Source organism: uncultured Sulfitobacter sp. (genome assembly GCF_964021855.1).
Taxonomy (GTDB): domain Bacteria; phylum Pseudomonadota; class Alphaproteobacteria; order Rhodobacterales; family Rhodobacteraceae; genus Sulfitobacter.
In genome coordinates, this window is the sequence record NZ_CAXHZD010000001.1 from 713,966 (window position 1) to 737,892 (window position 23,927).

Below are 23,927 nucleotides of genomic sequence, written 5' to 3' on the forward strand. Positions count from 1 at the left end.
AGATCACACCAATCCTTGTTCTTTGAATAGGGTCATCATGTCGGTTTGTGGGCGGGGGCCCACGTGGCTGATGACCTCGGCCGCGCAAATGTGGCCCATTCTGCCGCAGGTTTCCAGATCACGCCCTGTGGCCATACCAAACAGGAAACCCGCAGCGAATTGATCGCCCGCGCCTGTTGCATCTACGGGGGTGACCTTGGTCACGGGGACTTCGACACGTTCACCGTCGCGGATCAGCGTGACGCCATCGCCGGAACGTGTGCAGACAACCATGCCGCATATCGCGGATGTTTTGGCCAGTGCTTCCTCAAGATCGTCGGTCTGGAACAGAGATCTGATCTCGGCCTCGTTGCCGATCACATAGTCCAACTCGTCCGCGATCATGCGCAGAAAATCGTCGCGGTGACGATCAACGCAAAACGGATCGGAAATCGCGATACCGGCCTTGCCGCCCGCGGCACGGGTCAGGCGCGAGGCTTCCAGGAAGGCTTGCTTGCCTTGGTCCTTGTCGAACAGATACCCCTCAAGGAACATGATCTTGGCCGATTGTGCCACCGCATCGGGCACATCCGCAGGCCCCAGATCGGTCGAGATGCCCAGATAGGTGTTCATCGACCGCTCGCCGTCGGGCGATACAAAAATCATCGAACGCGAGGTGGGTAGATCACCGCCCGCGACGGGCGCGTTCACGAAATCAGTGCCGCCGTCGATCATGGATTGCGCATAGAATTTGCCCAGATCATCATCGTTCACACGGCCAATAAATGCCGTCGGCAGGCCAAGCGCGCCGATGCCAGCAATCGTATTGGCGACCGATCCACCGGGGGTTTGCACTCGGTCGTTCATCGCACCATACAAGTCTTCGGCGCGGTCACGCTCGATCAATTGCATGATGCCTTTTTCGATGTTCATTTCGCCAAGAAACGCATCATCGGCATGCGAGATTACATCGACAACGGCGTTGCCGATACCAACCACTTCATATTGGGTCATTCAGTTTTGTCCTCGTAGGGGCAGAGATCGCGGATGATGCAGGTTCTGCACAGCGGCTTGCGCGCTTTGCAGTGATACCGACCGTGCAAGATCATCCAGTGATGGGCGTGTTGTTGAAAATCAACGGGAATATTGTCTTCGATGGCGCGTTCAACCGCATCAACCGTTTTCCCGGGGCAGATGCGCGTGCGGTTGCCCACGCGAAAGATATGCGTATCGACGGCTTGGGCGGGGTAATGCCACCACATGTTTAAAACCACATTTGCCGTCTTGCGCCCGACGCCGGGCAGCGATTGCAGGGCCGCACGGCTGTTTGGCACGATACCGTCATAGTCATCGACCAAAATCTGGCTTAGCTTCATGACATTCTTGGCTTTTTGGCGGAACAGACCAATGGATTTGATGTGATCCGTCAGCCCTTCCAACCCAAGGTCAAGCATCTGCTGGGGCGTCTCGACGATCTGGAACAGGGATTTTGTGGCCTTGTTGACCCCCGCATCAGTTGCCTGCGCGCTAAGCGCTACGGCAACCAGCAAAGTGTATACATTTGTATGATCCAGTTCACCCTTCGGTTCGGCATCTGCTGCCTGAAACCGGGTAAAGATCTCTCGGATGGTATGATAATCAAGGGGTTTGGCCATGTGCCTTGGTATGGGGGGATTTTTCAATCAGGGCAAGGCTGGGCGCGTTCAAGAATGGTCGTTTACCTAATTTGCACATTCTGTTCGCTAGATAGGGGGCGCGGGCAGTAGGCTGGTAATGTGCAATGGGCGGTAGCCCTCAGTAATAGGGGAATGCGTAATGGCGGTTGAAGCGATGTTTTCAAAGGTTTCAGGTTTCGGTCCGGGCGCGATGATTATGACATTGGATGGCGAACTGCCGGTGGAATGGTTGGAATCGGGCGATCACGTCATCACCCGCGACCGCGGCGCACAACCGATCCTGGCGATCAAGCGGTCGCGCGGCATTGGGCCAGACGGCCTGCCGTTGCCATCGCCCGTGCATCTGCGCCCCAGGGAAAACGTCGCACCCGAAGGGCTGGTTGAACCCCTGCGCCTGTCGCCACATCACAACGTGCTGGTTGCGTCGCATTATGTGGCGCGGCATTTCGGTCATACCGAAGCGATGGCTGAAATTGGTGCGTTGTCCCGACGGTCTACACCGCGCTTTGAGATGGGCGCCCCCGCGCTAAGCTATCACCACATTATAACAGAGCATCACGATCTGATTATGACATGCGGCATTTGGGCGGAAACCACGGGCCGCGATACGGCGTCGATGCTGGATGTCAGTCCGGAACTGCGCCGTGCAAGCAAGGTATTCGATGGTGTTTCCACGTCCCCGCGTACCTGTCTAAGCAAAGAAGAGGCCGGTTTTTTGCGTAATTTGCTAAGCCCTGAGGAAACTCTTTTGCATCTGCTTGCCGCGTGAATTTTTATTTGGCGCAAGTTTCGGGTCGCTTGAACAAAGCGCAGCCCCTAGTTTGGCGGCATGATACAAGATCCTACATCCCCGACTCGCGCCCCTGATGATGGCTACCACTATGGTGTGATGCGCCGCGCGATTGATTTGATCGATCACGCATCTGATCCCTTGGCGCTTGACCAGATTGCAGACCAAATGGGGATGAGCGCCCCCCATTTTCAGCGCCTCTTTTCGCGCTGGGTGGGGGTGTCGCCGAAACGGTATCAGCAATACCTGATGCTGGACCATGCCAAGGATCTGTTGCGCGACCGCTTTACCACCCTTGGGACGGCGCATGAACTGGGGCTGTCCGGGTCAGGGCGGTTGCACGATCTTTTCCTAAGATGGGAAGCGATGAGCCCCGGCGAGTTCGCCCGCAAAGGCGCGGGGTTGGAAATCTCATGGGGTTGGTTCGACAGCCCCTTTGGCCCGGCCTTGGTGATGGGCACAGATCGGGGCATTTGCGGCCTCGCATTCTCGGCCGAGACGGGGGAAGCCGAGGCGATGGAGGATTTGCGCAGCCGTTGGCCCGGCGCCACCTTCGTAGAGAACCCCGACCTTTTGTACGATTGGGTGCAAACCGCCTTTGGTGCACGGGCGGGCAGCGGTGACAAAGCCCCGATGTATCTGATTGGCGCACCTTTCCAGATAAAAGTGTGGGAGGCGTTGTTAAGCATCCCATCGGGCAATGTCACAACCTATTCCGAGATCGCGCAAACGATCGGCACGCCCAAAGCGGTGCGCGCCGTGGGCACTGCCGTTGGGCGCAATCCGATCAGCTGGCTGATCCCTTGCCACCGTGCCCTGCGCAAGTCGGGCGGGTTGGGGGGCTATCATTGGGGTATTCCGGTCAAGCGGGCGCTGTTGGCCTATGAATCTGCCCGCGCGGATGCAGGCGCATAGGCGGCTTGGCGCCGAAAGCTCTGCCAAAATATTTTTCTTGGGAACCTGATTTCGTGTAGGGCGTTAAACGGTGATATGCCTCGCCCGAACGGGGCCCCAACAAAGGCAGAAAGAGACTATGACATTTTCGAAAACCACAATCGCCGTCGCCCTGACCAGTGTGCTTGCCCTTAGTGCTTGTGAACCGGGTCCAATCGGCGGTAACCCCAATGATCCAAACGCTAAAACCCGCAATGGTGCGCTGATTGGTGCAGGCGCAGGCGCCGTTATCGGTGCCCTGTCCAAAGGCGACGGTAACCGCGCTGATGGTGCCTTGGTCGGTGCGCTGGCCGGTGGTGCCATCGGTGCTGGCGTCGGCTATTCACTGGACAAGCAAGAGGCCGATTTGCGCCGCCAGTTGGACAGCAACGTGATCATCACGAACACAGGTGACCGCCTGATCGTAACCCTGCCCCAAGACATTTTGTTCGCCACAGACAGCACAACCGTGCAGGCTGGCATGCAGAATGATCTGGCCGCATTGGCGCGTAACGTGAACGTTTACAGCAACTCGACGCTGCAAATTATCGGCCATACCGATAGCGATGGAGATGCGTCCTATAACCAACAACTGTCTGAGGGTCGTGCGCGCGCTGTGGCGAATGTGCTGATCAACAATGGCGTTCCAAGCAGCCGTCTTCGCGCGATTGGCCGGGGTGAAAGCCAGCCGGTTGCAAGCAATCTGAACGCAAGCGGCAAAGCACAGAACCGCCGGGTTGAGATCGTTATTCTGCCCAACGCGTCCTAAGATCGTCTGAGATTTAGTAGGAGAGGCCTCGGTAACCACCGGGGCCTCTTGCTTTTTCGGGGTAATGGAACACTTTATGTGCAAGTGTTTTTACCCAAAGGATTGCTGGAATGGCCAATTTGAAACTTATCGGATTTTCCGGATCGCTGCGTAAAGGGTCTACAAATTCGATGCTGTTGGCCGAGGCCGCCCGTCTTTTCGGCCCTTGCGATTATACCGAAGTGGATATCCGCTTTCCGCTTTATGACGCTGATGACGAAGCGGCGACTGGTGTTCCGGCCGTGGTGCAGAAAGCAGCAGATCAGATCGCGGGTGCTGATGCGATCCTGATCTCGACCGTTGAATATAACAAAGGCCCCTCCGGCGTTTTGAAAAACGCGCTGGACTGGATCAGCCGCGTCGGAAGCAAGCCATGGGATGGCAAGCCACTGGCCGTTATGTCGGCTGCGGCGGGTCGTGCTGGCGGCGAACGCGCGCAGCTGATTTTGCGCAGTTTCATGGTGCCGTTTCGCCCACGCATTTTGCAGGGCCCTGAAATCCATCTGGCCAACAGCTCTAACGCGTTTGACGAGAACGGGCGTTTGACGGGCGAGATTTACGTAAAAGAGTTAACGCAATTGATGGCATCGCTGCGGGCCGAGGTTGATCGCAAGTAGGTTTTCAGAGACAGCTAAAAATTGTCTGACACCCGAAACCCATCGGGGATCATATCGCGCCCGTCCAGCAGCAAATCGGCCATAACGTCGGCGATCTTTGGGGCCATGCCGAAACCGATTTTAAAACCACCATTGGCGATAAACTGTCCGGGCCTGTCAGGCCACGCCCCCAGCATCGGTGCGCGGCTGTGACTGCGCGGGCGCAATCCGGCCCAGCGGTCGATGACCGGCGCATCTGCCAACGCTGGCACCGCAGCGCGGGCACGTGCAATGACGTCATCCAACAGCGCATCGGTTTGATCGGGGCTATCGAAATACCGCTCGGTCGTTGAGCCGATGGCGACGGTGCCATCGCTGTGCGGAATGATGTGCACACCATCGGCAAACAGTTGCGGCAATCCGCGTGCGTCATGGGCCAGCAATGCGGCTTGCCCCTTTTCCCCCGCACCGACAACACGGTCGTAATTGGCCGACATCTCGGTCAATCCAGCCACGCCGGTCGCCCATAAAACTTGTCCCCGATCATTCCCTTCGGTCTTTATCTCAACGCCCTTGGCCACCAAGGCCATCACCAATGCGTCGCAGGCGTGGCGGGGGTGTATCAGCGCGCTTAGGCTGTCGTAGATCAACCAGCCGGTCGGGCTTGTTGGTTCCCAATCGGCACCCGTGGCCTGTACGACCTGCCAAACCGCGTTGTCATGCCAGAATTCATGGGCCGCGTCCGCACGGCGCTGTGCCAGTTCTACGCCACGGTCGTTCATGATCGGCTGCAAGCGGCCCTTGCGTGCATAACCGGAATGGCCGCCGCCTATCGCCTCAATCTCGCGCCAGAAGGTTTCGGCCATCAAAAGACTGTCCAGCTGGAACGCTTTCTTAGCGCTCCATTTCTCGGGCACATGCGGGGCCAATGCGCCGACGATTCCGCCGCTGGCACCGGAGGCGGCACCAAACGGGTCAATGATCTGAACGGCCGCGCCACGTTTGACGCAGGCCCAAGCCACCGACAGGCCAAAAATCCCTGCGCCGCGTATCGTGATTTCGACCATTGCTAATCCTCGCCGTTTTTGCGCAGTGTTTTCAAAACTTCCGATAGCACAAGGCCGCCGCATGGAGAACCAGACAGCTGATATTGAATGGAAAGAAAGCGGTGTTCCGGTGTCGACCAAATTCGATGATCCTTATTTCAGTCTTGAGGACGGTGTTGCCGAAACCCGCCATGTGTTTTTGCAAGGCAACGACCTGCCTCGCCGGTTCCGCGACGGGTTTCGCATTGGTGAATTGGGGTTCGGCACGGGCCTAAATTTGCTGGTGGTCTGGGATGCTTGGGTACAGTCGGGCCAGCGCGGCACGCTCAGTTTCACCTCGTTCGAGGCCTATCCGATGTCGCGTGAAGACATGGCGCAGGCGCACCAAACCTTTCCCGATTTCGATGGCAGGCGCGACGCTTTGCTGAACGCCTGGACGCCAGAGGGCGGTGAGATGTCATTTCCGGGGCTTGAGGTGAATGTGATCATTGGTGACGCGCGCCAAACCGTGCCGCGCTGGCATGGCTTGGCCGATGCGTGGTTCCTTGACGGGTTTTCACCCGCCAAAAACCCCGAGCTGTGGGAGCCTGAGTTGCTGCATGACATATACCGGCACACCGGCCCGTTCGGCACGGCGGCGACGTATACGGCGGCGGGGGCCGTCAGGCGGGCGTTGGAGGCGGCGGGTTTCGCGGTGCAACGCACCCAAGGATATGGCCGCAAACGCCACATGACACAGGCGGTGCGCACATGAGCCGCGCCACCAATAAAGCGGCGGCGCTGGCGCAGTCGAACAACATCCCGCTTGGCATCACCTTGATGGTGCTGACGACCTTTGTCTTTGCGGTCCAAGACGGGCTGTCGCGGCATTTGGCGTCGGAATATAACGTGATGATGGTGGTGATGATCCGCTATTGGTTTTTCGCGGCCTTTGTGATCGCCATTGCCAAGCGGCATGCGGGCGGTCTGCGCGCCGCGGCCAAGACCAGCCAGCCGGTTCTACAAGCCATCCGCGGGCTGCTGCTGGCGGCCGAGATTTGCGTGATGATTGTTGCCTTTACCATCCTTGGGCTGGTGGAAAGTCATGCGGTCTTTACCTGTTATCCCCTGTTGGTCGCTGCGCTGTCCGGCCCCGTGCTGGGGGAAAGCGTGGGGTGGCGGCGCTGGTCGGCGATTGGTGCGGGGTTCATCGGTGTTTTGATCATTCTGCAACCGGGCATGAATGTCTTTAACCCCGCTGCGATTATCCCGCTGATCGCGGCGGCCATGTTTGCCGTCTATGGCCTGTTGACCCGCTATGTGGGCCGCAAAGACAAAACCGCAACCAGCTTTTTCTGGACCGGGGTCACGGGATCAATCGCGATGACTGCGGCGGGGATTTGGTTTTGGGAACCGATGATCGCCACCGACTGGATATTCATGGGGTGCCTGTGCATCACCGGGGTGACCGGCCATTGGCTGCTGATCCGCTGTTACGAGGTCGCCGAGGCCAGCGCGGTTCAACCCTTTGCCTATCTGCAACTGGTCTTTGCCAGCATCATCGGCATCAGCATCTTTGGCGAGGACGTGCGCACCAATGTGGCCATCGGTGCGGCACTGATCGTGGCGGCGGGCCTATTCACCTTTTGGCGTGAAAGACAGCAGCGTTGACCCGATCAGTTCCTCGGTAAAGGGGCGCGGCAAGGGGTCTTTGCCAAGCCGCGCACGATAGACGGGCAAGCTTTCGGTGACGCGCATGACATAGTTCTGTGTCTCGCGAAACGGGATCATCTCGATCCAGTCGACGATATCAATGTCGCCTTCGCGCGGATCGCCATAAGTATCCATCCAGCGTGCGGGGCGGGTTGGGCCGGCGTTATAAGCGGCAGACATCATAACGACGTTGCCGTCAAATCGTTTCGCCATTTGTGACAGGTATTCCGACCCCAGCCGCGCATTGTGGTCCGGGTCGGCGGTCAGCCGATCTGTTGTGTGCAAATCGCTGATCCCCAGATCGCGCGCCACATCATCAGCGGTGCCGGGCATCAATTGCATCAATCCACGGGCCCCCACATGGCTTTGCACAACGGGGTCGAATTCGCTTTCGCGCCGGGCAATGGCCAGCACCATTTCGGGGGCCATGTTCAGGTCCAGCTTGATCGCGGGGTGCAGCGGGTAATAGGGCGCGGCGATGGTAATGCCACGCTGCGCAACCCGCTTGCCGATCATCACCGCCAGATGCGGTTGTTTCATATCAATCGCGGCCTGACCCAGCAGGGCGGCATCATCTTGGATCAACTGCTCTGCCAGATGGGTCCAAAACCGCTCTGCCAGGCTCAACTCTCCAGAGGCTTGCAGCAGCATTCCCGCTTGAAACAACGGCGCGCGGGCCAAAGCGGAGCTGCGCCAATCCTGTGTTGGTTTTTCCCCTGCCAATGTCTGATCAAAGGGCAATCCGCCCCGTTCGGCCGCTAGCAATCCATAGAACGACGACTGGAATTTCGCCCCTTGGGCATAGGCCTTGGCGGCACCCTCAGCATCGCCCATGGCCTGCAAGGCGCGGCCCTGCCAATAGCCTGCACGCCCTTGGCTGATGGGGGATTCAACGGCACCGTCATGGGCCTTGAAATGGGTCAAAGCGCGCTTTGGATTGTTAAGGAACCGCAGCGCGATATAGCCAGACAGCCATTCAAGATCGGCGAAATTCGATCCGCTCTCAAGAAAATGCTCCGATGCCATTTGGTAGGCGCGTTTGGGGTTGCCATTGCGCATGTCATCGCGTGCCAGTGCACGGCGACGGTTGGCCCACGCCTCTGGCTGACCAAGGGCGTCTGCGCTGATGGATTGGGACAGCAGCAAATCCTTGGCGCTGTCTTCGAAGCCTTTGCGGATACGCCATTCAAACCGGTCTTTTTGCAACCCCGCATCGCCGCCCATGCGGGCAGGCAGGGCATTGATCAGTTTATTCACGTCGTCTTGGCGGTTCTGTAGGGCAATGCGGGTTTCTGCCAGCGCACGATCAGTGTCACTTACCAGATCAAGCATTTGCCGCGCGCCTGCGTGATCGCCCTGCCATAACAGTTCGTCCAGACGGGCAGCGTGATGGGTTTTTAGCAAAGGTTCATGGGCGGTGATAAACAATGCTTGCGAAACCGCATCCATCGGCATTGTGCGCCATGCCAGAACAAGCCGCGCATCCGCCTCGCCCGAACGTCCCGCGTTCCTAAGGGCGGTTGCATGGCCCAGTACCCCGATGGGTGTTTGCGGGGGCCGACCCGCAAAGAACGCAAGCACAGCCGCGTCACCATGGGCGACCACGGCGTCTTCAGATTTCATGCGCAGATAGGGCTCTCCCGGCCAGTCGGGGCGACGCTTTAGAAAGGCCATCACATCGTCATAGGTGCCCAGCCCCGCGCGCAGGCGGTGCCATTCGACGATATCTTTGGCCACTGCACCATCACGCTGTGCAATACGCGCTGCATTGTCCCAATTGCCCGCCCGTACGGCGCTCATCGCCCAGCCCAAGGGGCGCGGGCGCTCCGCCAGTGCTGGGAAAGCAAAGGTGAATAGCAGTATCAGCGTCAAGGCGGCGCGTGTCATCTCTTGCATTTCCTAGTGATCAAAGGCTACAGCCATGCAGCATACTGTAAGGCGGGTGGGTTTCAACTCACGTTGCCGCCAATCAGCAACCGGGCGCCTGCCCAGCAACGCAAGAAAAGGAGCGTGCATATGTTACAAGGTTCTCTGCCTGCACTCGTCACGCCGTTCATGAACGGCGCGCTGGATTTGGACACGCTCAAGAAACTGGTTGAGTGGCACATCGCCGAAGGATCGAACGGGTTGGTGCCCGTTGGTACCACCGGTGAATCGCCCACGTTGACCCATGCCGAACATGAAACCGTCGTCGCCGAAGTGGTTAAGGCCGCTGCCGGGCGCATCCCTGTTGTTGCAGGCGCGGGATCGAATAACACGACCGAAAGCATCCGCTTGGCCCAGCACGCCGAAAGCGTCGGGGCCGATGCGGTGCTGGTTGTAACGCCATACTATAACAAGCCGACCCAAGCCGGGCTGATCGCGCATTTCACCGCGATCCACGAAGCCTGCGGTTTGCCGATCATCATCTATAACATCCCCGGCCGGTCGGTCGTGGACATGATGCCCGCGACCATGGCCGAGCTGGCCAAGTTGCCGCGCATCATCGGTGTCAAGGATGCCACCGGTGATCTGGCGCGGGTCTGTGACCAACGGATGCTGTGCGGGCCGGATTTCGTCCAGCTTTCGGGCGAGGATGCTACCGCGCACGGATTCAACGCCCAAGGCGGTGTTGGCTGTATTTCGGTAACCGCGAATGTCGCGCCCAAGCTGATCAGCCAGATGCAGGCGCTTTGCCTTGCGGGGGATTATGCGTCGGCGTTGAAAATTCAGGATGCTTTGATGCCGTTGCACAAAGCGATCTTTACCGAGCCGGGTTTGGTTGGCGTGAAATACGCGATGGCCCAGCTGGGTTTGTGTTCAGACGAGGTGCGTTTGCCGCTGGTTCCGCTGACGGATGGCACCAAGGCATTGGTAAATGCCGGTCTGCGTCACGCCGGATTGATGAACTAATACACGCAGTTTTTAGACTATGGCGGCGCAAGGTGTACCCTCACCCTGCGCCGCCATTTTAACGTTTGCCGTAATAGAGGCCGACCACATGCTCGGCCTGTGCAAAGAACAACCAGCGCGCCGTCAGCACACCCGCCACATGCGCAAGAACCGCTAATCCACCAGCGGCATGTGAAAACGGGATCAGCAGCAGGATGACCGGCAAGATGGTCATCAGCAGCAAGGCAATAACGCGGAGCTTGAAGGCGTGTTTGCGCCCGATCACATAGACAAATTCACGCAGCAGATAGTTGGTGCCGGTGTGTGGCGGCTCGAACGCGCGCACGGTGCCGATTTGACCCAATTGCGTCGCCGTGGCGAGGGTGGTTCCCGAGGTCGCAAAGCGTGTGTCGCCGATGATCCACGTCGTCAGTTGAATGCCGCCCGCGATCACGATCAGCCACAGTGCCCAAGTGACTTGCCCTGCAAGCAACGCGCCCCCCGCAATTGAAAGCGACAGAAAATTCAGCGGGGTTAGGGGGCTGTGCCAACGTGGGACGGTCTTGAGCTGCGTGTAAATCATCGAGGTGGTAAAAACGGTGCCAAGTGACAGCACGCCCCCCAAAACGCCAATGACGCGCCAGTGCTGATCTAGGAACACGGCCCCGCCCCCGTAAACCGCCATAAACAGCAACGCCGCCACAGCGCAGATCGCCTCGCGGCTTAGCCAGCTGGTTTTCCACTGGCTGAACGCCTTGAGCGCGCGTTCGGGCCGACCCAGGTGAAAGGTGGATGCGATCAGCCCGCCGACGGCCAGCACATAGGCGATGGCGAAGAACACAAAAGCCACAACGCCGGTCGGCGAGGGGAAGCCCAGCCCCAGCCAAAACAGAAGGCCGAACCCAAGTCCGGAAAATACGCTGAAAAATATGACAGAAGGTGCAGGGTGCATCAGAGCCTATCCAAAGTACGGTCAAGCCAGCCAAGGAACCCTTTGGGTTCTTGGTCAATCGGGGCGAGGAAAGGGGCAAGCACGTCAATTTCGGGCATTTGATCTTTGGGCCGTGGCGGCAGGTATTTGTTGACCGGCTTGGTGCCCTGTTCGGGCATCAGATCAACGCCGCCGCGCTCCGCCACCAACTGGCTGACGTCGCTATCAGGGTCGCCCAAATCCCCAAAATGTCGCGCGCCCGACGGGCAGGTGCGCACGCAGGCAGGAATGCGGTCTTCCTCGGGCAGGTTGTCATTATAGATACGGTCAATGCAGAGCGTGCATTTCTTCATCACGCCAGCGGCTTGGTCCAACTCGCGCGCGCCGTAGGGGCAAGCCCAGGCGCAGAGCCCGCAACCGATGCAATCGCTTTCGTTGACCAGCACGATCCCGTCCTCACTGCGCTTGTAGCTGGCCCCGGTGGGGCAGACGGTGACGCAAGGTGCGTCCTCGCAATGCAGGCAGGATTTCGGGAAATGGACCAGCTGCGCGGGACCTGTGTCGGGTTGGACCTCGTAACTGTGCACGCGGTTCAGGAAAGTGCCCGAGGGGGCCGCGCCATAGGCGTCTTGGTCAGACAGCGGTGCGCCATAATTTTCGGTGTTCCACCCTTTGCACGAGATCACACAGGCATGGCAGCCGACACAGGTATCCAGATCGATCACGAGGCCGAGTTTTTTCTGTGTTGTTTTTGGCAGTTCGGTCATGTGCGGTTTGCTTTGCTGGTGGCGGAGTGGGGGCCAGCCCCATACCCCCGGGATATTTTTGAGCCAGAGAAGGGGCTATTTGGATGTCCAAGCGATGTTTTCCGGTGCGGCGGGGACGGGTGATTTTTGCTTGGGGGTGATGGGTTTGGATTCTGTCGGGGCGGTGGTTTTCTCGATCCTGACTTTGAGGTCGAACCAAGCGGCCTGGCCTGTGATCGGGTCCGAGTTGGACCAGCGCAGCCCGTCGCCCTTGGGCGGTAGAAGTTCATGGATCAGGTGGTTCAGTAGGAAGCCTTTGGTTGCTTCGGGCGCGTTGCTGTCGAGCGCCCAAGCGCCTTTGCGTTTGCCGATGGCATTCCATGTCCAGACGGTGTTTTCGTTCAGCGCGGCCATTTCGAGCACCGGCACGGTGATCTGTCCATGTGGGGATGTCACACAGGCCCAGTCGCCGTCTTGCAAGCCGTTTTCGCGCATCAGCTTGGTCGGCAGGTACAGCGGGTTGTGGCCGTGGATCTGGCGGAGCCATGCGTTTTGACTGCCCCAGCTGTGGTACATCGCCATGGGCCGTTGGGTGAGGGCTGTGATGGTGAAACCCTCGTTGCCCTGTTGGTCGGTCTCGTACCAGATTGGCAGCGGTGACATCGTGTGTTTGATTTGGTCGCGCAGATGATCGGGGGGCTGGCGATCACCGTGGCCTTCGGCGGCCAGTTGAAAGCGGCGCAAGGGTTCGACGTAGAGCGAAAACAGATAGGGTTGGGGCGCATCAAAAAGGCCGGTTTTCACGGCCCAATCTTGGTAGGCGTTGTTCCACGGTTTATAGTACTGCGCGCCATCGGGAATGTGGTGGGTGAAGAAGCCGCCGTTCTGGATATAGCGGTCCAGCTGGTCGGGGTTCGGCGCACCGCGCCCGACTTGGGTACCATCCGCACCGCGAAAACCGGCGAGCGGGCCGATACCGGGGCGGCGTTCGTGGTTGACGATATAATCGGCGTAATCGGCATATTTTTGCGCGCCCGTTTCGGTGACAAAGCCGGGCAGGTCAAGCCGCGCGCCAAGATCACAGAGCACCGATTGAAAGCCGCGCACGTCGCGGTCGGGTTCAACAACGGGCCAACGGATCGCATCGGCTGCGGCGTCAGCCTCGCAAATCGGGCGGTCCAGCAGGCTGATACAATCGTGGCGTTCCAGATAGGTGGTATCGGGCAGGATCAGATCGGCAAAGGCCACCATTTCAGAGCTGTAGGCGTCGGAATAGATGATGCGCGGGATGACATAGTCGCCGTTGTCATCTTTGTCGGTCAGCATCTGCATCACGCCGCCGGTGTTCATCGACGAATTCCACGACATATTGGCCATATACATGAACAGCGTATCGATCTTGTACGGATCACCGGCATGGGCGTTCGAGATCACCATATGCATCAAGCCGTGGGCGCTCATCGGGTTTTCCCAAGTGAAGGCTTTGTCGATGCGCACGGGGCTGCCGTCATCCTTTAGGGCCAGATCGTCGGGGCCTTGGACAAAGCCCAGATGCGGGCCGTCGAGCGGCTGGTCGGGTGTCACGCCGCAATGGGGTTTTGGATGCGCCGTGGCGGGTTTGGGGTAGGGTGGTTTGAAACGAAAGCCGCCGGGGACCTCGACCGTGCCGAGGATGATTTGCAACATATGTAGCGCGCGGCAGGTCTGAAACCCGTTGGCATGGGCAGAAATCCCGCGCATGGCGTGAAAGGATACGGGCCGCCCAGTCATGGTTTTGTGTACATCACCGCGGAAGTCTGTCCATTCACGGTCCAGCTCGAATGCCTCGTCAAAGGCGACGCGGGCGATTTCGGCGGCGATGGCGCGGATTCGGGGCGCGGGAATGCCGCACCGTTTGGCGACCGCTTCGGGCGCGTGATCGTCGCTTAGGTATTTTTCGGCCATGTGGTGGAAAACGGGGCGATGGGTGATGCCGTTGACGACATGGGTCGCGGATAAATCGGGGCGCACACCGGGTTTGTCGAACGCGGTCAGCTTGCCGGTGTTGCGGCAGATCACCTGTTGTTTGCCATCCGCGCCGCGCAGGAATAATCCGTGCTGGTCCGACGTGGGATCGCCATTGACCAACACCGGCGCATCGGTGAACCGAGCGAGGTAATCCAGATCCATGCGCCCGGCCTTCATCAGGCAATGCACCATCGACAGGATAAACAACCCGTCCGTGCCCGGCGTGATACCAACCCAATCATCCGCCACGGCGTTATATCCCGTTCGGATCGGGTTCACGCCAATGACCCGCGCGCCGCGCGCTTTGATCTTGCCGATGCCCATTTTGATGGGGTTGCTGTCGTGATCTTCGGCCACACCGAACAGCATGAACAGTTTGGTATGGTCCCAGTCCGGCTGGCCGAATTCCCAGAACGCGCCGCCCATGGTGTAGATACCAGCCGCCGCCATATTGACGGAGCAGAAGCCGCCATGGGCCGCATAGTTTGGTGTGCCGAAATTCTGTGCCCAGAACGAGGTAAAGCTTTGCGACTGGTCGCGGCCCGTAAAGAACGCCAGCTTTTCAGGTGCTTTGGCGCGCAAGGGCGCAAGCCAGTCGGTGGCGATTTGCAACGCTTCGTCCCATTCGATTTCCTCGAAATCGCCCGACCCGCGTTCGCCAACACGCTTTAGTGGTTTGCGCAGTCGGGCGGGGGCGTTGTGCTGCATGATGCCCGCGCTGCCCTTGGCGCACAGCACGCCCTTGTTGATGGGATGGTCGCGGTTGCCTTCGATATAGGCGACCTTCATGTCGCCATCGGCGTTGGCTTTCATATGCACGTTGATGCCGCAGCGGCAGGCGCACATATAGCAGGTGGTCTTGCGAATTTCGTCCGACACCGGCGGGCTAAGGTCAAGAACGGGTTGCTTATGCGTCATTCTTGCTCTCTTTGATCAGCGTTCAGAAGGCTGCGGGCGTCGCGCGCGATCTGAATTTCTTCCTGCGCCTCAACGGTATATCTGGGAAAGTTTCCCATCCATGAAAGCTTGTCAAGAATGCCGTTCTGAGTGCGGGCCGAATTTTCACCGATGCCACCGGTAAAGGCGACAGCATCCAGCCCACCCATGGCCGCAATCATGGACCCGGCCTGCCGCCCGGCCCAATAACAGAAATGATCGATGGCAAAGGCCGCTTTCGGGCTATCGCTTTGCTCCAGCTTGCGCATGTCAGAGCTGAGCCCAGACAGGCCGAGCAGGCCGGATTTATGTTGTAGTAAGGTATCAGTCGCGTCCAACCCCAGCTGCCCGACAAGGCGCAGGACGGCACCGGCGTCAATCTCGCCGACCCGCGTGCCCATGGTTAGGCCGGACAACGGGGAATAGCCCATCGTTGTTGCCACGCTTTGCCCGTCAAGGATGGCGCAAAGCGACGCGCCGTTGCCAAGGTGGCAGGCAAGCAATCGTTTCGGCAGGGTGCCGCTTTGCTGGGGCAGGGCGCGCACAAGGGCGGCATAGCTGGTGCCGTGAAAACCGTAGCGTTGCAGACCCTGCAGGTCGGGCCGGTCAGGCAAGGCATAGCGGCGGGCGACGTCGGGAATCGTGGCATGAAACGCCGTGTCGAAACTGGCGCATTGCGGCAGGTCGGGCGCAAGGGCGGCGACCGCGTCAATCGCTGCCAGATGATGCGGGTTGTGCAGAGGTGCAAGTGGCACGCAATCCGCGATGGCTTGGCGAACCTGCGGCGTGATGCGGCTGGCGGCGGTCAGCGTGGTGCCACCATGGACCACGCGATGCGCGACAGCACGTAATGAGGTGAGAGAGATGCCTTGTTGCGTCAACGCGGCAAAGATCGCGGCAAGGGCAGCGGCATTGTCGGGCAGGTCGGCGGGTTCAGCAGTCGCGCCGATTTTGACAGCACCTGTGCCGCCGATACCCGTGGCCTCAACCCGCAGGGTTTCGCTCAGGTCATCGTCAAACAGGGCCGTCTTGATCGACGACGACCCTGCATTCATCACAAGGATATGACTGGCTGACACGTGCTAGACCGTCTGCGGGCGCATGTCATCTTTGCTGATACCCGCAACCGACACTGGTTTCTTCATCGCATCGCGGCGGAAGGGTTCGCCCAGCTCTTGGTTGATCATCGCCTCGATCAGGGTGGTTTTACCGTGGTTCATCTGATCATCGATCGCCTTGTTCAGTGCGGCGGTCAGTTCGTCCATATTACGGGCGATGACACCTTGCAGGCCACAAGACTGCGCGATCCCTGCGTAAGATACGTCTTCGTCCAGTTCCGTCCCGACAAAGTTGTCATCGAACCACAGGGTCGAGTTGCGCTTTTCCGCACCCCACTGGTAGTTGCGGAAAACCACTTGGGTCACTGCGGGCCACTCCCCGCGCCCGATGGCGGTCAGTTCATTGACCGAAATGCCGAATGCACCATCACCGGCAAACCCCACGACAGGGACATCACGGCAGCCGATCTTGGCCCCGACAATGGCGGGCAGGCCATAGCCGCAAGGGCCGAACAGACCGGGGGCGAGATATTTGCGGCCCTCGTCAAATGACGGATAGGCGTTGCCGATGGCGCAGTTGTTGCCGATGTCAGACGAGATGATGGCATTGGCAGGCAACGCCGATTGGATCGCACGCCACGCCATGCGGGGGCTCATCCAGTCGGGCTTGTCCGCGCGGGCGCGTTCGTTCCAGCTGGTGCCGGGATCGTCGTCTTCGTGGTCCATGCCGGACAGTTGTTGTGCCCATTTCGATTTGGTTGCGCCAATGGTGGCTTTTCGGTCCTCGCGTCCTTCGTCGCCAGCGGTGCCGGACAGGTTTTCCAGCAGCGCCGTGGCGACTTTGGTTGCATCGCCGACAATACCGACGCTGACCTTTTTGGTCAGGCCGATGCGGTCTGGGTTGATATCGACCTGAATAATTTTCGCATCGGCTGGCCAGTAATCCATGCCATAGCCGGGCAACGTCGAAAACGGGTTCAGCCGCGTGCCAAGGGCCAGTACAACATCGGCTTTCGCGATCAGCTCCATCCCTGCTTTGGACCCGTTGTATCCCAAGGGACCCGCGAACAGGGGGTGCCCGCCGGGGAAAGCATCATTGTGTTGGTAGCCCACGCAAACCGGTGCGGACAGGCGTTCGGCCAGCAGTTTGCTCGCCTCGATGCCGCCTTGGGCCAACACCACGCCAGCGCCGTTCAGGATCACGGGAAACTTGGCATTCGACAGCAGCTCTGCCGCCTTGGCGATAGCTACTTCACCGCCCGAGGGGCGCTCGAACGCAACAATCTCGGGCAGATCAATGTCGATGACTTGGGTCCAGAAGTCACGCGGCACGTTGATCTGCGCCGGGGCAGAGGCACGTTTGGCCTGCATGATCACGCGGTTCAGCGTCTCAGCGATGCGGGACGGGTCGCGGACTTCTTCTTGATAGGCGACGCAGTCGGCGAACAGGTTCATTTGCTCCATCTCTTGAAAGCCACCCTGGCCGATGGTTTTGTTCGCGGCTTGGGGCGTGACCAAAAGGCAGGGCGTGTGGTTCCAATAGGCGGTTTTCACTGCCGTCACGAAATTGGTGATGCCGGGGCCATTTTGCGCGATCATCATCGACATCTTGCCGGTCGCGCGGGTAAAGCCGTCGGCCATCATGCCGGCGCTGCCCTCGTGGGCGCAATCCCAGAACGTAATACCCGCATCGGGGAAAATGTCAGAGATCGGCATCATCGCGGACCCGATAATGCCAAAAGCGTTGTCGATGCCATGCATCTGAAGGGTTTTCACAAAAGCTTCTTCGGTGGTCATCTTCATGTCTGGGGGCATCCTTGGCGGTGATTTTGAGTTGTCTGCACAGTAGGGGTTGGGGCAGGTACGGGTTAGGGCCAGCAAGAGGAGCTGGATAAGGCCAGTTTAGCCCATGTCGCGAATTTCTTGGGCGACATGCGCAATGCCAGCCGCGATCTGGCTGGACGGGATCGATGAATAGGCCAGCCGGTAATAGTTTTGCGGTGGGGCGTCGCCATTAAAAAAGGGCGCGCCGGGTTCGATTAGCACGGATTTAGCCCGCAGCCGCATGGCCAGATCATCGGTGCGGATATGGTCGGGCGCGCGCATCCAAAAGGACGACCCGCCATAGGCACCACGCCCTGCAATTTGCAGATCATTGGCCTTGATCGCGTCCTCCATCACCGTGCGGCGGTCATGCAAGGTGTTGCTCATCCGGCGAACCAGCGCGTCATAATGGCCAAGCGAAAGGAAATAGGCGGCAGTGCGTTGGATGTGCCCCGGCGGATGGCGCAGCACGGAGGCACGAAGGGCGCGCGCCTCGCGGATAAACGGCTCCGACCCTACCAGATAGCCAAGGCGCAGACCGGGAAACAGCGATTTGGAAAAGCTGCCCACATAGATCACACGCCCGTCCTGATCGAGCGATTTGAGCGACGGAGAAGGGGATTTCAGAAACGACATCTCGAACTCGTAGTCATCTTCGACAATCAGCGCATCCAATGCGCTGGCCCGTTCCAGCAAGGCCCGCCGCCGTGCCATCGGCATGGTCGCCGTCGTGGGGCATTGGTGGCTGGGGGTGGTGAAAATCACATCGGTATCGTCGGGGATCGCGTCGGGAATTAACCCTTCATGGTCCACCTGCACGGGGGACACGTGGCAGCGCGATTGCGTCAGGATATCGCGAAGCGCAGGGTAACAGGGATCTTCAAGCGCGGCGCGGCGCCGCTGTGTCAGCAAAACTTGGGCCGTCAGCCACAGCGCATTCTGGGCCCCAAGCGTGATCAATATCTGTTCAGGGCGGGCCGAGATGCCGCGCCGGGGCAGGGAATGGCGTGCGATGAATTCGATCAGCTTGGGATCGTCTTGGTCATAGTAGTCGGTCGTGAGCGCTGTGAAATCCCGTTGCCCCAAAGCCTGCAGCGCACACAGCCGCCAATTCGCATGATCAAATAGCGTTGGGTCTGCTTGACCGTAGATAAAGGGATAGCGGTACTTGCCCCAGTCTTGCGGTTTGACCGGCGTGACGCCGCCGCTAAACCGCTGGCCGATTGCGCGCGCCCAATCGACGGCGTCGGGGGTGTCAGCGGCGGGGGTGAATTGCGGCGGGGCAGGCGCGTTTTCAGAAACGTAATATCCTGACCGCCCCTTGGAGGTCAGATAATCGTTTGCCAGCAGTTCGGTATAGGCGATTGTCACCGTAATACGGCTTATCCCAAGATGGCGCGCCAAGCTGCGGGTGGAGGGGAGCTTTTCACCCGTGCCAAAGCGCCCGGTCAAAATCCCTTGTGCGATCATTTGCTGTATCTGCTGCTGCAGAGTGCCCTGTGCATCGGGATGCAGAAAGAATGTTTCAACAGGAAGCGCCATGGCGTCAACCTAAGCTGGACCTAGGCGCGGCGCAATCTGGCATTACCCGATGGGGCAACGAAAAAGGCCCCGGCGTATGCCGAGGCCTGATTGCATGTCGGTTTGCTAAGCAGAAATGCTTATGGGCAAGCAGCGGTATAACGCTGACCGGCAGAGTTTTGGTAAACGCACTGACCATTTGCGCCACGGCCAACATATGCGCCAGCAGCTGCACCGGCCAAGCCACCCAAAACAGCGCCTTTTGCGCGGTCGCTGTCGTTGGAAACGACGGCACCCAACGCAGCACCTGCGGCGGCACCGGTCAAAGCGGATTGGTTTTGTGTGTCACAGGCGGCAACTGCGCCGAGCAGTGGCAGAATCAACAGAAACTTTTTCATGATATTCTCCAAGTTAGGTTCATCGGATAAACGCAGCATGGCAGAAATAGTTCCAGCGTATTTTCAGCATCGGCAATAAATGGCTGAGCAAGCGTGATGCACCGCGGTGTCGGCGCATCACATCAAAAGGTGCCTTTAGCCAAAAACGCGGCCCATTGCGTTATCAACCGCTGTGATGATTTCGTCGATATCATCTTTCTTGGCGATTAATGCTGGGCTGAAACACAGCGTGTTGTTCTTGCCCGGCAAGGACCGGTTGGTCGCCCCGATAATCACCCCTTGCGCCATACAATCGGCAACGACGGCCTGCACGAGCTTTTCTGCGACCGGCGCACGGGTGGCGCGGTCTTCAACCAGCTCTGCGCCCAGGAACAAACCTTTGCCGCGGACTTGGCCGATGGCCGGGTATTTGTCGGAGAGCTCTTCCAGCTGCTCAAGCATATAGTGGCCCATATCGGTGGTGTTTTGCAGCAGGTTTTCACGCTCAATGATCGCCATGTTTTCGATGCCCGCGGTGGGGCCAGCCGTGCAGCCGCCAAAGGTCGAAATGTCGCGAAAATAGTTCATCGGATCTGCGGCGTCATCTTTGAACATGTTGAACACCTCTTCGGTGGTCACAAGACAAGCGATGGCGGCATAGCCCGAGGCGACGCCTTTGGCCATCGTCACCATATCCGGTTTAATGCCGTAGTGCTGATAGCCGAACCATTCGCCCGTGCGGCCGACGCCGCAGACGACCTCGTCAATATGCAGCAGGATATCATATTTGCGGCAAATCTCCTGCACGCGCTCCCAATAGCCATCCGGTGGGGTGATCACACCGCCGCCAGCGGTTACGGGTTCAAGGCACAGTCCACCAACGGTATCTGGCCCTTCGGCAAGAATGACCTTTTCGATCTGATCAGCCGCCCAAACGCCATAGTTTTCATCAGGCGCGCCGTCTTGTTCGAATTTGCGATACTCAAGGCAATGGGGCACGCGCACAAAGCCATCGGTGAAGGGGCCGTATTGTGCATTGCGTTCATCCTGACCGCCCGCCGACAAGCAAGCAATGGTCGTGCCATGATAGTCGCGGTCGCGGTACAGGATCTTGTGCTTTTTGCCGCCATAGCGCTTGTGCGCGATCTGGCGGACCATCTTAAAGCCCTTTTCGTTCGCTTCGGAGCCCGAGTTACAATAGTAAACGCGGCTCATCCCGGGCATTTTCTCGATCAGCTTTTCGGCAAAGATCGACCCCGGGATCGACCCGGCAGACCCCGCAAAATAGTTCAGCTTGATCAGCTGGTCGCGCACGGCATTGGCGATGCTTTCACGGCCATAGCCGACGTTGACGGTCCACACGCCGCCCGACACGGCATCCAGATGCTCTTTGCCTTTTTGGTCCCAGACCCGCATGCCTTTGCCCTCGACAATGATGCGGGGATCGGTGGTTTCATAGGGTTTATGCTGGCTTAGGTGGTGCCAGATATGGGCGCGGTCAACCTCTACAATACGAGAGATATCGTTCTCATTGAATGTACCGTCCATTGGCTGACCTTTCGAACATGAGGAGAATAAGGGCGTAGGTATACAGCCCTGTTTGATATGACATCATCGTAAATGGAAGGTGTGCTGTAGGGCCAGTCAGTACCTATCTTTAGGTCCACATGGCAGGCCGTGCATCGAATTACCGCTAATAACAGCTATGCGATGGCGTTTTCTTTGAAAGAAAACGGGTCGGAGTTTTTCAAAAATTCCGGATGGTCTCGCGGAGTTTGGGTGTTATTTGAGCACGCGGATGAAACCCGCGTGCTCAACGGCATCCTATTTCGGACGGAAGCTGCTTTTGGCGCGTTTTGGTGCACCTTCGCCGCCCTTGGGACGGCCCGCGGGTTTGCCGCCTTTTGGTTTGCCGCCCGCTTGGCCCAGCTTGTTCGGTGGCACGAAACGTTTCGACGGATCAGAGGCGCGCGCCTTGAACGGCTTATCTGCCGCTGGTTTCGCATCACCGCGCGGGGCGTCGGATTTCTCTTTTTTCCAAACGGCTTTTGCTTTTGGCTTGCCTGCTGGTTTGTCAAAAGCGTCAGGCTTCGGGTTCGACTTTGGCTTGGGCGCGGCACCGGGCTTCATCGGGCTGCGTTCAGTCTTGTGTGACTTTGGCGGGCGTTCGCCTTTGGCCGCGCGCGGTTTGTCGAACTTTGGTTTGTCGCCGCGTGGCTTCTCACTGTAAGCAACAGGCGCTTCAGTGTTCTCGGCGCGGGGTTTGCGCGGTTCTCTTGGTGCATCGGGGTCATAGGCCGGACGCGGCGCGCGCTCAGGACGGGGGCCGCGATCTGGCCGTGGACCACGATCAGGCTTGGGCCCGCGGCCGCCGGGTTTCGGGCCGCGCGACAGGTCAGGTGCCTTGTCCAGTTTAGTGACAATCGCGCCGTCTTCGACCTTCATATCGGGGCCAAGCGCATTGGTGAATTTCGCCTCGGACTTGGCGAGGATCTCCACGAATGTATGGCTGGGCTGTACGCGGATCGCGCCAACGTCATCCTTGGTCAAATCGCCCATGCGGCAAATCATCGGCAAGATGGTGCGTGGTTCGGCATCTTGGTTACGTCCCACAGAGATCGAGAACCACACAGACGGACCAAAGTCGCCGCGCGGTTTCTCATCCGCAGGTGTACCGGGTTCGGCCAATTGTTCGGGCGCGGATTGACGCGCGCGGTAAAGGTTCACAAACGCCGTCGCCAATTGTTCGGCGCTGAACTGTTCAACCAGATTGGCAACAAAGCCTGCCGCATCATCAGGGATCGGGGCAGACCATGCGGAATCGGCCAGCAAACGCTTTTCGTCCTCGGCATTTACTTCTTCGGCTGACGGCGGGTTGGCCCATTCGACTTTCAGCTTGGCACCACCGATCAGACGGCTGGCCTTGCTGCGCAGTTTTGCGGGGACGATCAGTGCAGACACACCTTTGCGTCCCGCGCGGCCGGTCCGGCCAGAACGGTGCAGCAACGTGTCAGAGTTCGATGGCAAATCGGCGTGGATCACCAGTTCGAGGTTTGGCAAATCGATACCGCGTGCCGCAACATCCGTCGCAATACAGACGCGGGCACGGCCATCGCGCAGCGCTTGCAACGCGTTGGTACGCTCGGATTGCGACAGCTCGCCCGACAGCGCCACGACCGAGAATCCCCGGTTGGTAAAGCGTGTGGTCAGACGTGCAACGGCTGCGCGGGTGTTGCAGAATACGATGGCATTTTTCGCCTCGTAGAACCGCAGCACGTTGATGATCGCGTTTTCCGTGTCGCGCGGATGCACGGTCAGGGCGCGGTATTCGATATCGGTGTGCTGCTTGGCCTCGCCGATGGTTTCAACGCGCTGTGCATTGCGCTGATAGGATTTCGCCAGCTTGGCAATCGCCGCAGGGACGGTGGCCGAGAACAACAAGGTGCGGCGTTCTTCGGGGGCTTCTGACAGAATGAACTCAAGCTCGTCGCGGAATCCGAGGTCCAGCATTTCGTCGGCTTCGTCCAGCACCACGGCGCGGATGTCCGACAGGTTGATGTTATTGCGCTTGATGTGGTCGCACAAACGGCCCGGTGTGGCGACAACAACATGTGCACCACGGTCCAACGCACGGCGTTCGGTACGCGTGTCCATGCCGCCCACACAGGTGGTAACGACAGCGCCGGCTGGACCATACAGCCAGGTCAATTCGCGGCTGACCTGCATGGCCAGTTCACGGGTCGGGGCAATGATCAATGCAAGCGGTGCGCCAGCATGGCCAAATTTTTCGGAACCGCCAAGCAAGGTTGGCGCGATGGCCAGACCAAAACCAACGGTCTTGCCTGATCCGGTTTGTGCCGATACCAAGAGGTCAGCGTCGGCAAGGGCCGGATCGGTGACCGCCTGTTGTACGGGTGTAAGTGTCTCATAGCCTTGTTTGGCAAGCGCGTCTGCGATGGTTTGGATCAACGGTAAGTCCTGACTGAATAAAAAGGGCGGCAAAAATGCGCGCGGCACGGCAATGGCGCGCACGCCAGCCGAGTGTTGCCGCCGTCCCTAATCGCTTGTGTCTGGAATGTACATGACTTTGTCAAAAGCGGTGAATTCTAGGCGTGACGCCGCTTTGTTTTGTTGAG

Annotated in this window: 20 protein-coding genes; 7 read left to right on the forward strand and 13 right to left on the reverse strand. The window is 59.0% G+C overall.

Going from position 1 to position 23,927, the window contains the following annotated elements; translation table 11 throughout:
- Positions 1-3: 3 nt before the first annotated feature.
- Together AADJ11_RS03485 and nth are read right to left on the reverse strand one after the other, a co-directional pair.
- Positions 4-993 carry an adenosine kinase gene (locus AADJ11_RS03485; protein WP_341233161.1) on the reverse strand — a complete coding sequence of 330 codons (990 nt, stop codon included), beginning with the start codon at positions 991-993 and terminating at the stop codon, positions 4-6.
- Positions 990-1,634 (reverse strand): endonuclease III, encoded by a 645-nt coding sequence (gene nth, locus AADJ11_RS03490; RefSeq protein ID WP_341233162.1) that lies wholly within the window; start codon positions 1,632-1,634, stop codon positions 990-992. Before nth ends, AADJ11_RS03485 begins: the two co-directional genes overlap by 4 nt.
- A 160-nt stretch (positions 1,635-1,794) precedes the next feature.
- Between nth and AADJ11_RS03495 the strand changes: the two genes are divergently transcribed.
- From AADJ11_RS03495 to AADJ11_RS03510, 4 genes are all read left to right on the forward strand, one after another.
- Positions 1,795-2,424 carry a Hint domain-containing protein gene (locus AADJ11_RS03495; RefSeq protein ID WP_341233163.1) on the forward strand — a complete coding sequence of 210 codons (630 nt, stop codon included), beginning with the start codon at positions 1,795-1,797 and terminating at the stop codon, positions 2,422-2,424.
- A gap of 60 nt (positions 2,425-2,484) precedes the next feature.
- The gene (locus AADJ11_RS03500) at positions 2,485-3,360 is read left to right on the forward strand and encodes a bifunctional helix-turn-helix domain-containing protein/methylated-DNA--[protein]-cysteine S-methyltransferase (protein WP_341233164.1); all 876 of its coding nucleotides are present in this window, start codon (positions 2,485-2,487) and stop codon (positions 3,358-3,360) included.
- A 118-nt stretch (positions 3,361-3,478) separates the two neighbouring features.
- Positions 3,479-4,147: an OmpA family protein gene (locus AADJ11_RS03505; RefSeq protein WP_341233165.1), complete on the forward strand. Its 669-nt coding sequence runs from the start codon at positions 3,479-3,481 to the stop codon at positions 4,145-4,147.
- A gap of 110 nt (positions 4,148-4,257) precedes the next feature.
- The gene (locus AADJ11_RS03510) at positions 4,258-4,803 is read left to right on the forward strand and encodes an NADPH-dependent FMN reductase (protein ID WP_341233166.1); all 546 of its coding nucleotides are present in this window, start codon (positions 4,258-4,260) and stop codon (positions 4,801-4,803) included.
- A gap of 14 nt (positions 4,804-4,817) precedes the next feature.
- Here the strand turns inward: AADJ11_RS03510 and AADJ11_RS03515 are convergent, their stop codons facing one another.
- Positions 4,818-5,849, reverse strand: coding sequence for an FAD-binding oxidoreductase (locus AADJ11_RS03515; protein ID WP_341233167.1), 1,032 nt, complete (start codon positions 5,847-5,849; stop codon positions 4,818-4,820).
- Between the two features lie 61 nt (positions 5,850-5,910).
- On the opposite strand from AADJ11_RS03515, the gene mnmD reads away from it, so the two are divergent.
- Both mnmD and AADJ11_RS03525 read left to right on the forward strand, forming a co-directional pair.
- Positions 5,911-6,582 carry a tRNA (5-methylaminomethyl-2-thiouridine)(34)-methyltransferase MnmD gene (gene mnmD / locus AADJ11_RS03520; protein ID WP_341233168.1) on the forward strand — a complete coding sequence of 224 codons (672 nt, stop codon included), beginning with the start codon at positions 5,911-5,913 and terminating at the stop codon, positions 6,580-6,582.
- Positions 6,579-7,478, forward strand: coding sequence for a DMT family transporter (locus tag AADJ11_RS03525; RefSeq protein WP_341233169.1), 900 nt, complete (start codon positions 6,579-6,581; stop codon positions 7,476-7,478). The genes mnmD and AADJ11_RS03525 overlap by 4 nt, the downstream gene beginning before the upstream one ends.
- Here AADJ11_RS03525 and AADJ11_RS03530 read toward each other — a convergent pair.
- Positions 7,443-9,416 (reverse strand): transglycosylase SLT domain-containing protein, encoded by a 1,974-nt coding sequence (locus tag AADJ11_RS03530; protein WP_341233170.1) that lies wholly within the window; start codon positions 9,414-9,416, stop codon positions 7,443-7,445. The two genes, AADJ11_RS03525 and AADJ11_RS03530, sit on opposite strands and share 36 nt — an antisense overlap.
- A 120-nt stretch (positions 9,417-9,536) precedes the next feature.
- On the opposite strand from AADJ11_RS03530, the gene dapA reads away from it, so the two are divergent.
- Positions 9,537-10,412: a 4-hydroxy-tetrahydrodipicolinate synthase gene (dapA, locus tag AADJ11_RS03535; RefSeq protein ID WP_341233171.1), complete on the forward strand. Its 876-nt coding sequence runs from the start codon at positions 9,537-9,539 to the stop codon at positions 10,410-10,412.
- A gap of 58 nt (positions 10,413-10,470) precedes the next feature.
- Here dapA and AADJ11_RS03540 read toward each other — a convergent pair whose 3' ends face one another.
- From AADJ11_RS03540 to AADJ11_RS03580, 9 genes are all read right to left on the reverse strand, one after another.
- Positions 10,471-11,343, reverse strand: coding sequence for a DmsC/YnfH family molybdoenzyme membrane anchor subunit (locus tag AADJ11_RS03540; RefSeq protein WP_341233172.1), 873 nt, complete (start codon positions 11,341-11,343; stop codon positions 10,471-10,473).
- Positions 11,343-12,089 carry a 4Fe-4S dicluster domain-containing protein gene (locus tag AADJ11_RS03545; RefSeq protein WP_341233173.1) on the reverse strand — a complete coding sequence of 249 codons (747 nt, stop codon included), beginning with the start codon at positions 12,087-12,089 and terminating at the stop codon, positions 11,343-11,345. The genes AADJ11_RS03540 and AADJ11_RS03545 overlap by 1 nt, the downstream gene beginning before the upstream one ends.
- 75 nt (positions 12,090-12,164) lie before the next feature.
- Positions 12,165-14,993 (reverse strand): molybdopterin oxidoreductase family protein, encoded by a 2,829-nt coding sequence (locus tag AADJ11_RS03550; protein ID WP_341233174.1) that lies wholly within the window; start codon positions 14,991-14,993, stop codon positions 12,165-12,167.
- Positions 14,990-16,090 (reverse strand): acetate/propionate family kinase, encoded by a 1,101-nt coding sequence (locus AADJ11_RS03555; RefSeq protein ID WP_341233175.1) that lies wholly within the window; start codon positions 16,088-16,090, stop codon positions 14,990-14,992. The genes AADJ11_RS03550 and AADJ11_RS03555 overlap by 4 nt, the downstream gene beginning before the upstream one ends.
- Before the next feature lie 3 nt (positions 16,091-16,093).
- Positions 16,094-17,872, reverse strand: a complete 1,779-nt coding sequence (gene xsc, locus AADJ11_RS03560; protein ID WP_341233176.1) for a sulfoacetaldehyde acetyltransferase — start codon at positions 17,870-17,872, stop codon at positions 16,094-16,096.
- Positions 17,873-17,971: 99 nt separating this feature from the next.
- Complete coding sequence (locus AADJ11_RS03565) at positions 17,972-19,435, reverse strand: PLP-dependent aminotransferase family protein (protein WP_341233177.1); 1,464 nt, start codon at positions 19,433-19,435, stop codon at positions 17,972-17,974.
- A gap of 119 nt (positions 19,436-19,554) precedes the next feature.
- On the reverse strand, positions 19,555-19,812 hold the full coding sequence (locus AADJ11_RS03570) for a glycine zipper 2TM domain-containing protein (protein ID WP_341233178.1): 258 nt from the start codon (positions 19,810-19,812) through the stop codon (positions 19,555-19,557).
- A gap of 135 nt (positions 19,813-19,947) precedes the next feature.
- Positions 19,948-21,339, reverse strand: a complete 1,392-nt coding sequence (locus tag AADJ11_RS03575; RefSeq protein WP_341233179.1) for an aminotransferase class III-fold pyridoxal phosphate-dependent enzyme — start codon at positions 21,337-21,339, stop codon at positions 19,948-19,950.
- Between the two features lie 276 nt (positions 21,340-21,615).
- A complete protein-coding gene (locus tag AADJ11_RS03580; RefSeq protein WP_341233180.1) occupies positions 21,616-23,760 on the reverse strand; it encodes a DEAD/DEAH box helicase in 2,145 nt (714 codons plus the stop codon).
- Positions 23,761-23,927 lie beyond the last annotated feature (167 nt).

What these genes read in the sequence shown, in the direction of transcription:
- AADJ11_RS03570 (WP_341233178.1), bottom strand. Translation starts at nt 19,812, where the DNA reads ATGAAAAAGTTTCTGTTGATTCTGCCACTGCTCGGCGCAGTTGCCGCC.
- AADJ11_RS03545 (WP_341233173.1), bottom strand. Translation starts at nt 12,089, where the DNA reads ATGACCGAACTGCCAAAAACAACACAGAAAAAACTCGGCCTCGTGATC.
- nth (WP_341233162.1), bottom strand. Translation starts at nt 1,634, where the DNA reads ATGGCCAAACCCCTTGATTATCATACCATCCGAGAGATCTTTACCCGG.
- AADJ11_RS03500 (WP_341233164.1), top strand. Translation starts at nt 2,485, where the DNA reads ATGATACAAGATCCTACATCCCCGACTCGCGCCCCTGATGATGGCTAC.
- xsc (WP_341233176.1), bottom strand. Translation starts at nt 17,872, where the DNA reads ATGAAGATGACCACCGAAGAAGCTTTTGTGAAAACCCTTCAGATGCAT.
- AADJ11_RS03540 (WP_341233172.1), bottom strand. Translation starts at nt 11,343, where the DNA reads ATGCACCCTGCACCTTCTGTCATATTTTTCAGCGTATTTTCCGGACTT.
- AADJ11_RS03550 (WP_341233174.1), bottom strand. Translation starts at nt 14,993, where the DNA reads ATGACGCATAAGCAACCCGTTCTTGACCTTAGCCCGCCGGTGTCGGAC.
- AADJ11_RS03485 (WP_341233161.1), bottom strand. Translation starts at nt 993, where the DNA reads ATGACCCAATATGAAGTGGTTGGTATCGGCAACGCCGTTGTCGATGTA.
- AADJ11_RS03495 (WP_341233163.1), top strand. Translation starts at nt 1,795, where the DNA reads ATGGCGGTTGAAGCGATGTTTTCAAAGGTTTCAGGTTTCGGTCCGGGC.
- mnmD (WP_341233168.1), top strand. Translation starts at nt 5,911, where the DNA reads ATGGAGAACCAGACAGCTGATATTGAATGGAAAGAAAGCGGTGTTCCG.
- AADJ11_RS03525 (WP_341233169.1), top strand. Translation starts at nt 6,579, where the DNA reads ATGAGCCGCGCCACCAATAAAGCGGCGGCGCTGGCGCAGTCGAACAAC.
- AADJ11_RS03515 (WP_341233167.1), bottom strand. Translation starts at nt 5,849, where the DNA reads ATGGTCGAAATCACGATACGCGGCGCAGGGATTTTTGGCCTGTCGGTG.
- AADJ11_RS03510 (WP_341233166.1), top strand. Translation starts at nt 4,258, where the DNA reads ATGGCCAATTTGAAACTTATCGGATTTTCCGGATCGCTGCGTAAAGGG.
- AADJ11_RS03575 (WP_341233179.1), bottom strand. Translation starts at nt 21,339, where the DNA reads ATGGACGGTACATTCAATGAGAACGATATCTCTCGTATTGTAGAGGTT.
- AADJ11_RS03505 (WP_341233165.1), top strand. Translation starts at nt 3,479, where the DNA reads ATGACATTTTCGAAAACCACAATCGCCGTCGCCCTGACCAGTGTGCTT.
- AADJ11_RS03530 (WP_341233170.1), bottom strand. Translation starts at nt 9,416, where the DNA reads ATGCAAGAGATGACACGCGCCGCCTTGACGCTGATACTGCTATTCACC.
- AADJ11_RS03565 (WP_341233177.1), bottom strand. Translation starts at nt 19,435, where the DNA reads ATGGCGCTTCCTGTTGAAACATTCTTTCTGCATCCCGATGCACAGGGC.
- dapA (WP_341233171.1), top strand. Translation starts at nt 9,537, where the DNA reads ATGTTACAAGGTTCTCTGCCTGCACTCGTCACGCCGTTCATGAACGGC.